This window comes from Micromonospora violae, from assembly GCF_004217135.1.
GTDB lineage: Bacteria > Actinomycetota > Actinomycetes > Mycobacteriales > Micromonosporaceae > Micromonospora > Micromonospora violae.
This window is the reverse complement of sequence record NZ_SHKK01000001.1, coordinates 6,073,596-6,086,019: the sequence shown is the minus strand read 5'-3', so window position 1 is coordinate 6,086,019 and position 12,424 is coordinate 6,073,596. Positions and strand designations below refer to the sequence as shown.

The window sequence follows — 12,424 nt, the reverse complement described above, 5'->3', positions numbered from 1 at the left end:
CATCAACCTCCAACCCGCCGAACAAGCGGAAAGAGAACCTCTTGACAACCTCCGAATTATCGACCGGCGTTGCTGAGTCAGGGGCCGCTCCCGCAGGCATCGACACATACCCCCCGTTGATCGTTCGCGGCACGGCGGATCCCCGAACGTTGGAAGCCTGCGCGCGGCCGGACTGTCGGGTCTCGACGGCACCGGCAACCTCGCCTTGATGGCCAGCAGCCGAGGGGTCTCCAATATGGCAATCGTAACGTTCGAGTGCATCGGTCCGTTGCCCCGAGGGGTGCCAGTTGACCATTCGCCTGTCCGCGACGCTTGGCGTCGGAAACGACACCGACACCGTGGCGGCGATCGCTGGTGCCCTGCTCGGTGCTCGATGGGGCATCTCCGGCATCCCCCTGCGGCGGCAGCGGATCGTGCACGGCAACCTGCTGACCGGCGCGGGTGCAGAGCGGCGGGCCCGCTGCGCGATTCTCCGTACCGGACGCGGCGGCGAGGAAGCACTGGGCGAGATGCGCGACTCAAATCTTTATCAATACAAACAATGCCCTGAGGAGCATCTCCTGGGGGTACAAAAAGGCCCCGTGACCTTGGCATATCGCCTGGTCACGGGGCCTTCGCCTTCGTGGAGCCGCCTGACGGAATCGAACCGTCGACCTACGCATTACGAGTGCGTCGCTCTAGCCGACTGAGCTAAGGCGGCAACGATCAGCAAGTGTACGGCACCGCCGGACCACCGCCCGAACGGGATACCCCCTCGCCGCTACGGCATGACTAACCGGACATCAGTCATCATCTGGACGCTTACCAGACAGCGGATGATCCGGGCCGCGACTACGCTGCGGCGGGTGAGCGACGAACGCGACCACCCCGACCACCGGGACGAGGCCACCGACCGTCCTGACCGCCCGCCGGCCGGTGAACGCGCCGCCCATCGGCCGCGCAGCACCGAACCGTTGGAGTTGGGCTTCACGCCGCGCAAGCCGGTGCCGTGGCTGGCGCCGTTCCTGCTGATCAGCACCGGCATCCGGACGCTGCTGGCGGTGCTCTTCGGGGCGTACCTGGACAAGCGTGAGTTGCAGAACGCGTTCGGCGACGACATCTTCCGCCAGGTCGGGCCGGACGGCGGGTTGTGGCTCGACTACGTGGCCGACCTGGGTGACGGCTTCAACGCGACGTACTCGGTGGCGTACCTGCTGGCGCAGCCCGAGCTGACCGTCGACGGGCACCGCCTGCCCCGGGCGCAGACCCTGGTGATGGGCGGCGACCAGGTGTACCCGTCGGCGGCCTACGCCGCGTACGAGGACCGGTGCAAGGGCCCTTACCAGGCTGCTCTGCCGGTGGCGCCGGCCGAGAAGCCGACGCTCTTCGCGGTGCCGGGCAACCACGACTGGTACGACGGCCTCACTGCGTTCCTGCGGTTGTTCGTCCGTTCCCGGGACCGCAACTTCGCGGGCTGGGGCACCGGGCAGTCCCGGTCGTACTTCGCGGTGGAGTTGCCGGCCGGCTGGTGGTTGCTCGGCGTGGACGACCAGTCCGGCTCGTACCTCGACGACCCGCAGTTGGCCTACTTCGACGAGGTGGCCCGGCGGCTCGGCCCGGAGTCGAAGGTGATCATCGCCGCGCCGTCGCCGACCTGGGTCAAGGCCGCCGACAACCCCACGGCGTACGACTCGATTGACTACTTCATCCGTACGATCATCGACCCGACCGGGGCACGGGTACGCCTGCTGATCTCCGGTGACCTGCACCACTACGCCCGCTATTCCGGGCCGGACCGGCAGCTGATCACGTGCGGTGGGGGCGGCGCGTACCTCTACCCCACGCACAAGCTGCCGGAGCACATCGAGGTGCCACCGCGGGACACGCCGACCCGCAAAGCCAGCCCTGCCCAGCCGTACGACCTGGTGGCCCGTTACCCCGACGCCGCGCGGTCGCGCCGCTACGGCTGGGGCATCTTCCCCCGCTTGCCGTTCCGCAATCCCGGCTTCACCACGTTGCTCGGCACCCTGCACACCCTGCTGATGCTGGCCATGGCGGGCGCCACGGCGAACTGGGCCGACAGCACCGACCAGCGGCTGTTCACCGTACCGCTGGTCGTGATGGTGCTGGTCACGGTGCTGGCGGCAGCCCTGTTCGCCAAGCCGCCGAGCGCGAGCGGCAAGCGTCACGCCCGGCACTGGATCCTCGGCGTCAGCCACGGCGTGGCGCAGGTGGCCCTGGCGGCGGCCGGCACCTGGGCCTGGTTGGCGCTGCCGTTCTACGACTGGGCGTGGCCGTTGCCGGCGGTCGCCGCGGCGGTGCTCTACGGCCCGGTGTCCGGTCTGGTGGCGAGCCAGCTGGTGGCGGCGTACCTGGTGGTGGCGAGCTCGTTCGGAGTGAACGTCAACGAACTCTTCGCCGGCCAGGGCATCGAGGACTCCAAGTCGTTCCTGCGGCTGCGAATCGACCCGGACGGCACGTTGACCATCTACCCGGTGGGGGTGGACCGGGTCTCCCGCGACTGGCAGGTGAACCCCGACCAGTCTCCCACCCAGAGCTGGCTGATCCCCAAATCTCCCCTGACCCCCCGCCTAACCGAACCCCCCACAGTCCTGCACTAACCACCCCCCCACCCCCTCCCAACCCTTTCCACCTTGTTGATCAAGAAGTTCGCGTCAAAAATCGGCCATGGCGTGACGCAAACTTCTTGATCAACAGGAGTGGGGGTGCGGGTGGGAGGGGGGTGCGGGTGGGTAGTTAGGGGGTGTAGTGCTGGTTGTGGGCTTGGCGGGAGCCGCAGACGTCGGCGCGGGAGCACATGGAACGCGAGCCGTCGGCGTCCAGGCGTACGGTCACCGCGTCGCGGGGGACGCTGTGGCCGACCACCCTGCCGTCGCCCTCCGGCGTACTGACCCGGCTACCCACCGCCGGGGCGGTCTCCTGGAAGCGTTGGTACAGCGGGTGCTCGTACTTGAGGCAGCACATCAGCCGGCCGCACGCGCCGGAGATGCGCAGCGGGTTGAGCGGTAGGTCCTGGTCCTTCGCCATCCGGATGGTCACCGGTTCGAAGTCGGTGAGGAACGTGGCGCAGCACAGGTCCCGACCGCAGGAGCCGATGCCACCCTGCACCCGCGCGGAGTCGCGGGCGGAGAGTTGGCGCAGCTCCACCCGGCAGTGCAGGGTCGCGCCCAGGTCGCGGACCAGGGAACGGAAGTCCACCCGGTGCGGGGCGGTGAAGTACACGGTGCTGCGCTCACCGCCACTCTCGGCGGAGCCGAGCACATGGTCGACCGCCACCACCTTCATCGGCAGGCCGTGCGAGCGGATCAGCCGTTTCGCGGCCACCTTCGCCTCGGCCTTGCGCCGACGCAACGCCTCATCCCGGCGCAGGTCGTCGTCGCCAGCCAACCCCACCAGGCGGGGGAAACCGTCGGTGTCCTCAGTCACCCACTGCGCTGCCCACACGCACTCCGCCACCTCGGGCCCGTCATCGGTGGGCACCAGCACGCGGTCGCCCACCTGCGGGCGCAATTCGCCCGGGTCGAGGTAGTAGAGGCGCCCGTACCGGTTGAAGCTGACCGCGCAGAGCATGCCCATCCCCCCACCCTACGACGGGTCACCGCCCCGGGCGTGACGGCCAGCCACGCCCGACCCCATTCATGACCGTCGACTCGACCGATTGCCGGACGTCCCGTCGTGCCGTTGCTGCTCGCCCGGACGGCTGAATCCGGGGCCGCGCGGAAGACAAGACTGCCTCGACGGCGTTGAGTGGAGGCAGACCTGCGGGGGGTGCAGGGGGAAGACCACGGCGTCGCCGCGGGCACCGACTCGGCGTCGGAAACCCGCGAGCGACGCCGTGGCCTGTCCACAACAGCCCGGCAACGGTTGGAGGGGCGCGGTTCGGTTACCAGCCGACCCGGGTGGGCTGGTCGTAGCGGGGTCGCCCGTCCGTGGGCGGACGCCACCCGGTCTCGGCCAGGCTCGGCGCCCACTGACGCAGCAGCGTCTCCGCACCGTCGTACGCGACGCAGAGCACCGCCAGCACCCGGGCGGCGATCTCGGCCGCGTCGGCCACTCCGGGCCCGACCGGCCCGGGGCGCGTCGCCGGGCCGTTGGCGGTGGCGGCGACCACGGCGACCGCTTCGGCCGAGCGGAGCACGTCGGCCAACGTGCGGGCCAGCGCGAGGCGGCTGCCCTCCACCCAGTCGGCGAGGGCATCGGCGTAACCAGCGGTGGATTCGAGTCGCCCGACCAGGCTGTCCGGCCCCTCGTCGAGGTGACGCAGCAGCGCCGCCCGCTCCTGCCCGTACGCGGTGGCGGCCGGGCCGGACCAGAGCACCGCGTCGGTGAGCGCGGCGGACACGTCGTCGTACCCCCGGACGAGCCGGCGCACCGCGTGGCCGGCGCTGGCGAGCGGCACCGGGTGCAGGTCGAGGAAACTGCGGACCGCGTCGCCCGGCAACACCTGCATGCGGCGCAGCAACGGCCAGACCCGGTGCCCCTCGGGGACACCGGCCGCGATCAGCGTGTCCACCCGGCGGAGCAGGTCGAGGCCGGGTTCGGCGAGCCGGTCCAACGCGTCCATCAGGGTTCTCCGGTGAGCCGGCGGCGAGCCGCCCGGTCGACGTCGGTGTAGCGGTCGGCGGCCTCCCGCACCGCCGCTGCGGCGGCGGCGAGTCGACCGGCGGCGGCGCGGGCCTCCCGGGCCCGGTCGTCGGTGGCGGTGGTCCACTGCCGGTGCAACGCCCGACCGATCTCGCCTGGGCGGCCTGGCGCGTCGACGCCGAACGCGGCCTGCGCCGGATCGCTGGCGGTGACGGTGTGCGAAACGACGGTGAGCGTGGCGCTCGCCTCGTCCAGTCGGGCGGAGAGCGCGCGCAGTGTGTCCATCTCAGGCCCCCGCGAGCGGTCGGTAGGCGGCGAACGTCTCGTTGTGCAGCTTCTCCCGGGCCCACTCGGCGGCGTCGGCCGCGGCGGTGACCGCGGCCTGCACGGAACCGGCCACGTCGCGCGGGCTGCGAGTGTGCAGCGGCCCGAGGAACCGGACGTCGGTGATCCGCCCACCGGCGGTGACCACCACCTCGACCAGGCCGTCCGGCGAGCGGACGGTCACCTCGACGGTCGACACCGCCTGGTCGAACTCGGCCTGGAGGGATTCGATCCGGCGGTAGCGTCGCACCGCCTCCTCGATCCAGGCTTCGTCGATCTCCCCCCGCGGCATCGGCCGACTCCTCCCGGGCGATCCATCACTCAGTGTGCTGTCACCGTCACCACGGCACACGGACCGTACCGCACAGCAATCGAGCCTGTCGATGCCTGTGGACAACGCCGGGACGTGCGGGTCAGCCCTTCCAGAGGGCCAGCATCATCGCCTCCACCGCGATCCGCGGCTTGACGTTCGCCTCGATCGCCGCACGGCAGGCCAGCACGGCCTCCAGCCGGCGCAGCGACCCCTCGGCGTCCCACTTCTGCGCACCAGCGCCGGCCAGCGCCGCCGTGTCGGTGTGCACCGGGGCGACGGGCGCGCGCAGCGCCATGGTGAGCGCGTCGCGGTAGAAGCCCGCCAGGTCGACGAGGGCGCGATCCAGCGCGTCCCGCTGGGCCCGGGTGGCCCGGGACTTCTGCCGCTTCTCCAGCTCCTTGAGCTGCCCGGCGGCACCCCGGATGGCGCCGGCCGCGCCCCGGCCGGTGCCGCCCGCGCCGAGCGCGGTCTCCAGTGCCGCCCGCTCGGTCGTGTCGGCCTCGGTGACGGACGCCGCGGCCTCCGCCTCGGCCGCCTCGATCAGCGCGGACGCCGCGTCGAACGCCGCGCCGACACCGGTCAACCGGCGGGGCACCGCGAGCACCGCCTCGCGCCGTTTACGGGCCTCCGGGTCGCGGGCCAGCCGGCGGGCCCGACCCACGTGACCCTGCGCGGCCGCCGCCGCCCACTGCGCCACGTCGGGCGCGATGCCGTCCCGACGAACCAGCACCTCGGCCACCGCGGCGGCCGGCGGCTGACGCAGGGGTACGACCCGACAGCGCGACCGGATGGTCACCGAGATGTCGTCCGGGTGGGTGGACGGCGCGCAGAGCAGGAAGACCGTCCGCGGCGGGGGCTCCTCGATCGCCTTGAGCAGCGCGTTGCCGGCGGCCTCGGTGAGCCGGTCGGCATCCTCGATGATCACCACCTGCCAGCGCCCGCCGGACGGGGTGCTGGCCGCGCGGAGCACCAGTGCGCGCATCTCGCCGACGCCGATGGAGAGCCCTTCCGGCACCACCAACCGCACGTCGGCGTGGGTACCGCCCATCGTGGTGCGACAGCCGGGGCAGTCCCCGCAGCCGGTGCCGTGCACGCACTGGAGTGCGGCGGCGAACGCCCGGGCGGCGACCGAGCGGCCGGAGCCGGGTGGCCCGGTGAAGATCCACGCGTGCGTCATCCCGGTGGACGGATCCGCAGCGGTCGCGGCACCGTCGGCCGGGAACGCGGACTCGTCGCCGCCGGCAGGGCCGGCGGCGACCGATGCGGGTGCCCGGTCGGCGACGCCCGCACGCAGGATGGTGGCGGCTGCTGCGGCTGCTGCGCGCCGCAGCTCGATCACCGCCTCGTCCTGACCGACCAGGTCGGCGAAGACGTCCGGCATCAGGTCTTGTGCTCCATCGTCACCAGCTCCGCGTCGGATAACTCGGGCTGCACCGAGGTGTCCGGGCCCTGTGCCGGCCGCGGGTGCACGATGCCGCCCGGCTTGCCGAGCATCTCCTCGACCCGCCGGACCACCAGCCCGGTGATCTCGTCAGCCGGCCGGGACGCGTCGAGCACCAGGTAGCGCTTCGGGTCGGCGGCGGCGAGGTCGAGGAACGCGTACCGGACGCGCTCGTGGAAGGCGATCGACTCGGCCTCCAGCCGGTCGGTGCCGGTGTTGCGCGAGGCCACCCGGGACAGGCCGGTGTGCGGCTCGACGTCCAGGAGCACCACCAGGTCGGGCTTGAGCCCGCCGGTGGCCCAGGAGGAGAGCCAGGAGACCTCGTCGACCGGGAGTGTCCGCCCCGCGCCCTGGTACGCCAGGGACGAGTCGACGTACCGGTCGCTGAGCACCACGCCGCCCCGAACCAGCGCGGGCCGGACGACGGTGGCCACATGGTGCGCCCGGTCGGCGGCGTAGAGCAGCGCCTCGGCCCGCGGGGAGGGCGCGTCGTCGCCGGAGGTGTCCAGCACCAGCGACCGGATTCGGCGGCCGACGCCGGTGGCCCCCGGTTCGCGGGTGACCACGACGTCGCACCCCTGACCGCGCAGCCGCTCGGAGAGCGCGCTGAGCTGGGTGGACTTCCCCGCTCCCTCACCCCCCTCGAAGACCACGAAGAGCCCGGCGGAGACGAACGGCTCGGCGGGCATCAGCGGACGACCCCGGATGGAGCCCCAGAGGTCGGCGAGGACCGGTACGCCCTTCTTGTCGTCCATCTGGCCGAACGCGCTGATCCCGGCGAAGATGCCCGCGGCGCCGGCGGCCAGCAGCAGCAGTCGGGTGGAGGAGACGGAGATGCCGAGGTCCGCGATTGCCAACGTGCGGGAGCCGCCGACACCGACCAGTAGGCTGCTCAGCCCGATGGCCAGGATCAGCACCAGCCGGGTGCCGATCTGCACCACGGCGAAGACCCGGCCGCGTACCTCGTCCTTGATCTCGCCGCCGAGCAGGGTGGTGCCGGCGAGGAAGGCCATGCCGGCGCCCGCGCCGACCAGCACCGCGCCGACGATCGCCATCGACAGGTGGATGGCGAAGGCGAGGGTCATCACGGCGGCGCTGGCCAGCACGATGCTCATGCCGAACCAGCGGCGTCGGGACATCTCCTTGACGATCATCGGGCCGAGGCCGATGCCGACGGCCAGGCCGATGAAGATGGCACCGAAGAGCAGGTAGAAGGCGGCGTCGCCCGCGCCGAGCGAGGCCGCGAAGAACTTCGCCGTGCCGATCACGATGCCACCGCCGGCGAAGGCGCCGAAGATGCCGAGCACCAGGCCGCGGACGAGCGGTGTCTGGCCGATGTACTTCCAGCCCTCGGCGAACTGACGCCGCATGCTCTGATCGGTGCGCTCCCGCTCACCGGTCTGCGCCTGGCTGATCTCCTTGATCCCGAATGCCACCACGAGGGCGGTGGCCAGCCGGGAGAAGGAGTTGACCCACAGCGCGAGCTGGGCGGGCTCGGCCCAGCCGAGGTCGCCGCCGGCGACGGCCCGGACACTGCGGTCGAGCACCGCGGCGACGACCGCCGCGAGGATCGGGGTGAGGCCGTACGTGGTGATCAGCGTGAGCTGGTTGGCCGCCTCCAGCCGGGCGCGCGGGATCAGGTTGGGGACCGCGGCCTCCTTGGCCGGAATCCAGATCAGCGTGATCGACTCGATCAGGAAGGTGGCGACGGTCGCCCAGAGGACCACCACCGCGCCGCTCGCGCCGGCCAGCGCCACCATCGGGATCGAGGCGAAGAGCACGAACCGCAGCAGGTCGCAGATGACCATCGTCCAGCGTCGGTCGAACCGGTCGGCGAGCACACCGGCGATCGGCCCGAGCACCAGCGCGGGGAGCAGGCGGATCGCGATCACACCACCGAAGGCCGCCCCCTTCGCGGTGTTGCCCTGGACCTGGGAGGCGGCGAAGACGGAGGTGGCCAGCAGGCCGAGCCAGTCACCGAAGGAGGCCGCGCCGAGCACGATCCAGAGCCGGCGGAACGGCTGGATGCGCAGCACGGACCGGATGGCGGCGTAACCGGACGGATCCACCTGACCACCGCTGGACGGGTTGGCGGCGTTGCCCGACCGGTCGCTCGAGCGCGACACGCCGGGCGACTCGCCGCTGTTCTGGCTTTCGATGGCCGTACCTCCACGTGCCGGCCCATCGCTGGGCACCTCCGGTGCAACACTCTAGACCCGGTGGGGGGCCACCCCCCGGGCGACATTCTCCTGCTCGCTGAGCGTAGGCCGCCGGAGGTGCCGACCGCAGCCCGGACGTACGCGAGGGTGTTTCGCATTCTCCGTCAGACAGTTAGCGTGCACACGTGGCCATCGAAAGCGACAAACTTCGCGAGCGCCTGGATCGGGCGACCGCCCACCTCGACCCCCCGTACGCGGTGGTCGACCTCACCGCCTTCGACGCCAATTCGGCCGCCCTGGCCGATCGCGCCGCCGGAAAGCCGGTCCGCCTCGCCAGCAAGTCGGTCCGCAGCCGGGAGTTGATCAGCCGAGCCCTCGCCCGGCCCGGCTGGCACGGCGTGATGGCGTTCACCCTGCCCGAGGCGATCTGGCTGGTCCGCGCCGGCGTGAGCGACGACGTGCTGGTCGCGTACCCGAGCGCGGACCGGGCCGCACTCGCCGAACTGGGTGCCGACCCGACGCTCGCCGCCGCGATCACGCTGATGATCGACGGCACCGGCCAACTCGACTTCATCGACGCCATCGCGGCCCCGGGGCAACGCGCCGAGCTACGGCTCTGCCTGGACCTGGACGCCTCCTGGCGACCACTGCGGGGGCGGGTGCACGTGGGCGTCCGCCGCTCACCGGTGCACAGCGCGCGGGCGGCCGGCGCGCTCGCCGCCGCCGTCGCCGGTCGACCCGGCTTCCGGTTGGTCGGGCTGATGTCGTATGAGGCGCAGATCGCCGGTCTGGGCGACGCGCCGCCGGGGCAGACGCTGCTGGCCGGCGCGATCAGGCTGGCCCAGCGCGGGTCGTACCGTGAGCTGTTGGCCCGCCGTGGCGCGGCGGTCGCCGCGGTCCGCGAGCACGCCGACCTGGAGTTCGTCAACGGCGGCGGCACCGGCAGCGTGGCCGCGACCAGCGCCGACCCCGCGGTCACCGAGGTCACCGCGGGATCGGGCCTGTACGGGCCGACGCTGTTCGACGCGTACCGCGCCTGGCGGCCCACCCCGGCGGCGTTCTTTGCCTGCGCGGTGGTCCGCCGACCGACCCCGGAGTTGGCGACGGTGCTCGGCGGCGGCTGGATCGCCTCCGGCCCGGCCGCCGACAGTCGGCTGCCCCGGCCGTGGCTGCCGGCGGGGCTGAAGCTGGTCGGCACCGAGGGCGCCGGTGAGGTGCAGACTCCGCTGTCCGGAGCGGCGGCGGCCGATCTGCGCGTCGGCGACCGGGTGTGGTTCCGGCACGCCAAGGCGGGTGAGCTGTGTGAACGGGTCAACGAGCTGCACCTGATCGAGGGGGACGCGGTCGTGGCGACCGTGCCCACCTACCGGGGTGAGGGGCAGGCCTTCCTCTGAGGCCGGGCCGTCGCCCCCACCACCGGGCGCGGCCCGCGCCCCACTCAGACGGGCTGGGCCGCCTCGGTCTGCTTTCCGGCGGTGGACGGGCCGTTGTCCGGGCCGTCGACCTGGCGGTGCAGGTACTCCCGGATCAGCGCCTTCGCCTCCAGCAGCACGCGCTCGTCGCCGTCGGACTTCCGACGGAACGCGAGCTTGATCAGCGCGTCCGCCGCCTCGACCGCGATCTCCAGCACGAAGCGCAGCTGGGGCACGTCGGTGAGCCCGAAACGTTCGGTGAGCACCCGGGCCAACTGGTCGGCGATCACGCCGTTGTTGTCCCGCTGCTCATCGAGCAGGTGCAGGTCGACCACGTCGCCGAAGTGCAGGGTACGGAAGCCCGGGACGGTGCGGTGCATCGTGATGTACTCGTCGATGCCCGCGTCGACGCCGTCCCACCAGTGGGTCATCTCGTCGGACGCGAACCGCTCGTCGAGGCGCTGAAGGTAGGACTCCATGGTCCGCAGGGTCAACGCCTGCACGATGGCGCGCTTGTCCGGAAAGAACTGGTAGACCGACCCGATCGCCACCTCGGCCCGCTCGGCGAGCAGCGTGGTGGTCAGCCCCTCGTACCCGACCTCGTCGACGAGCTCGGCGCAGGCATCCAACATGCGCTGTACCCGCGCGACACTTCGACCTTGCACCGGTACGCGGCGCAGCGGCCCGGTCGTGGCGGCTGGTGTGGACACTCTGCGCCACCCCCCTTCGACGGATGAACATATCTCCACGTCACGAGTCCGTGACTACCGGTACAACGAGCGGATCGCAATTGCGGTATTTACCAGCTAGAACGTTCCTGATATGAAGTCAGTTCATATTCATGAATGAGGAGCGCGCATGGTCCGCACCGCACCGCTCGGGGCTGGCTGGTCCAACTGGGCCGGGAACCAGCGTGGCAGCGCCAGCGCGATCCTGCGCCCCGGCTCGCCGACCGACGTCGTAGAAGCCGTCCGATCTGCCGCCGCCGACGGCGCTCGGATCCGGGTCACCGGCAGCGGCCACTCGTTCACCGCCGTCGCGCTCGCCGACGACCGTCGGATGGAGCTGTCCGACCTGGACACCACGGTCAGCGTGGACGTCGCCCAACGACTGGTCACCGTGCCGGCCGGCATGACCCTGCACGCGCTCAACGGCCTGCTCGCCCGACACGGTCTCGCGCTGCCCAACCTCGGTGACATCGACGCGCAGACCGTCGCCGGGGCGATCTCCACCGGCACCCACGGCACCGGCGCCGGCTACGGATGCCTCTCCACCTTCGTCGAGGCGATCACCCTGGTCACCGGCACCGGCGAGGTGCTGCGCTGCTCCGCCGACGAGCACCCCGACGTCCTCGCCGCCGCCCGGGTGTCACTCGGCGCGCTCGGCGTCCTGATCGAGGTGACCCTGCGTTGCGTGGACGCCTTCGTCCTGCGCGCCCACGAACGCCCGGCCGAACTGGCCGACGTGCTCGCCGAACTGCCCGCGCTGATCGACCGGCACGACCACGTCGAGTTCTACTGGTTCCCGTACACGTCCCGGGTCCAGGTCAAGGCCAACGACCGGGTACCCGCCAACGACCTGCCGCTGTCGCGCTGGCGCGGCTGGCTGGACGACGACTTCCTGTCCAACCGGGTCTTCGCCGGGGCGTGCCGACTCGGCCGGGCCGTGCCCGCGCTGGCCCCGGGGATCAGCGCGGTCTCCGCCCGTGCCCTCACCGAACGCCGGTACACCGGCCGCTCCGACCGGGTCTTCTGCACCCCGCGCCGGGTCCGCTTCGTGGAGATGGAGTACGGCCTGCCCCGCGAGGCATTGCCGGAGGCGCTCGCCGCGCTCCAACGGATCGTGGACGGCCTGCCGTTCAAGGTGCTCTTCCCGGTCGAGGTGCGATTCACCGCCCCGGACGACATCTGGCTGTCGCACGGCTACGGCCGGGACAACGCCTACATCGCCGTGCACCAGTACGTCGGCATGCCGTACGAGCCGTACTTCCGTGCCTTCGAGGAGGTGGCCGCCGGGCTGGGCGGTCGACCGCACTGGGGCAAGCTGCACTACCGCGACGCCGCCTCGCTGGCCACGGCGTACCCCCGCTTCGCGGACTTCCAGGCCGTCCGCGACCGGCTGGACCCCGACCGGCTCTTCACCAACCCCCACCTGACGCACGTCCTCGGCGCCTGACTTGACCACCGCGCAC

At 71.9% G+C, this 12,424-nt stretch carries 10 protein-coding genes, 1 tRNA gene and 1 pseudogene; 4 read left to right on the top strand and 8 right to left on the bottom strand.

Annotated elements, in window-relative coordinates:
• Positions 1-287 precede the first annotated feature (287 nt).
• Positions 288-386: pseudogene (locus EV382_RS34015) on the top strand (ADP-ribosylglycohydrolase family protein); the annotation flags it as partial.
• Positions 387-623: 237 nt separating this feature from the next.
• Here the strand turns inward: EV382_RS34015 and EV382_RS27495 are convergent.
• Positions 624-700, bottom strand: a tRNA-Thr gene (locus EV382_RS27495).
• Positions 701-845: 145 nt separating this feature from the next.
• Between EV382_RS27495 and EV382_RS27490 the strand changes: the two genes are divergently transcribed.
• Positions 846-2,600: a metallophosphoesterase family protein gene (locus EV382_RS27490; protein ID WP_130406550.1), complete on the top strand. Its 1,755-nt coding sequence runs from the start codon at positions 846-848 to the stop codon at positions 2,598-2,600.
• 136 nt (positions 2,601-2,736) lie between these two features.
• Here the strand turns inward: EV382_RS27490 and EV382_RS27485 are convergent, their stop codons facing one another.
• The 6 genes from EV382_RS27485 to tmk all read right to left on the bottom strand — a co-directional run bounded on the left by EV382_RS27485 (position 2,737) and on the right by tmk (position 8,698).
• A complete protein-coding gene (locus tag EV382_RS27485; protein WP_130406548.1) occupies positions 2,737-3,576 on the bottom strand; it encodes a PSP1 domain-containing protein in 840 nt (279 codons plus the stop codon).
• A 307-nt stretch (positions 3,577-3,883) separates the two neighbouring features.
• Entirely contained in the window at positions 3,884-4,564 is a 681-nt protein-coding gene (locus EV382_RS27480) for a hypothetical protein (protein WP_130406546.1), read from the bottom strand.
• Positions 4,564-4,869 carry a hypothetical protein gene (locus EV382_RS27475; RefSeq protein ID WP_130406544.1) on the bottom strand — a complete coding sequence of 102 codons (306 nt, stop codon included), beginning with the start codon at positions 4,867-4,869 and terminating at the stop codon, positions 4,564-4,566. Before EV382_RS27475 ends, EV382_RS27480 begins: the two co-directional genes overlap by 1 nt.
• A 1-nt stretch (position 4,870) precedes the next feature.
• Positions 4,871-5,200: a YbaB/EbfC family nucleoid-associated protein gene (locus EV382_RS27470; RefSeq protein ID WP_007454690.1), complete on the bottom strand. Its 330-nt coding sequence runs from the start codon at positions 5,198-5,200 to the stop codon at positions 4,871-4,873.
• Between the two features lie 121 nt (positions 5,201-5,321).
• Positions 5,322-6,602 (bottom strand): DNA polymerase III subunit delta', encoded by a 1,281-nt coding sequence (locus tag EV382_RS27465; protein ID WP_130406542.1) that lies wholly within the window; start codon positions 6,600-6,602, stop codon positions 5,322-5,324.
• Complete coding sequence (tmk, locus tag EV382_RS27460; protein ID WP_130409249.1) at positions 6,602-8,698, bottom strand: dTMP kinase; 2,097 nt, start codon at positions 8,696-8,698, stop codon at positions 6,602-6,604. Before tmk ends, EV382_RS27465 begins: the two co-directional genes overlap by 1 nt.
• Before the next feature lie 308 nt (positions 8,699-9,006).
• On the opposite strand from tmk, the gene EV382_RS27455 reads away from it, so the two are divergent.
• Positions 9,007-10,215, top strand: a complete 1,209-nt coding sequence (locus tag EV382_RS27455; protein WP_130406540.1) for an amino acid deaminase/aldolase — start codon at positions 9,007-9,009, stop codon at positions 10,213-10,215.
• A 44-nt stretch (positions 10,216-10,259) separates the two neighbouring features.
• Here the strand turns inward: EV382_RS27455 and EV382_RS27450 are convergent, their stop codons facing one another.
• Positions 10,260-10,865: a TetR/AcrR family transcriptional regulator gene (locus EV382_RS27450; protein WP_130406538.1), complete on the bottom strand. Its 606-nt coding sequence runs from the start codon at positions 10,863-10,865 to the stop codon at positions 10,260-10,262.
• Between the two features lie 226 nt (positions 10,866-11,091).
• Between EV382_RS27450 and EV382_RS27445 the strand changes: the two genes are divergently transcribed.
• Complete coding sequence (locus EV382_RS27445; RefSeq protein WP_130406536.1) at positions 11,092-12,408, top strand: D-arabinono-1,4-lactone oxidase; 1,317 nt, start codon at positions 11,092-11,094, stop codon at positions 12,406-12,408.
• The last annotated feature ends 16 nt before the right edge of the window (positions 12,409-12,424 follow it).

Excerpts from the sequence above, each read along its gene's own strand:
- EV382_RS27485 (WP_130406548.1), bottom strand. The coding sequence starts at position 3,576 with ATGGGCATGCTCTGCGCGGTCAGCTTCAACCGGTACGGGCGCCTCTAC.
- EV382_RS27480 (WP_130406546.1), bottom strand. The coding sequence starts at position 4,564 with ATGGACGCGTTGGACCGGCTCGCCGAACCCGGCCTCGACCTGCTCCGC.
- EV382_RS27475 (WP_130406544.1), bottom strand. The coding sequence starts at position 4,869 with ATGGACACACTGCGCGCGCTCTCCGCCCGACTGGACGAGGCGAGCGCC.
- EV382_RS27470 (WP_007454690.1), bottom strand. The coding sequence starts at position 5,200 with ATGCCGCGGGGGGAGATCGACGAAGCCTGGATCGAGGAGGCGGTGCGA.
- EV382_RS27465 (WP_130406542.1), bottom strand. The coding sequence starts at position 6,602 with ATGCCGGACGTCTTCGCCGACCTGGTCGGTCAGGACGAGGCGGTGATC.
- EV382_RS27450 (WP_130406538.1), bottom strand. The coding sequence starts at position 10,865 with ATGTTGGATGCCTGCGCCGAGCTCGTCGACGAGGTCGGGTACGAGGGG.
- EV382_RS27445 (WP_130406536.1), top strand. The coding sequence starts at position 11,092 with ATGGTCCGCACCGCACCGCTCGGGGCTGGCTGGTCCAACTGGGCCGGG.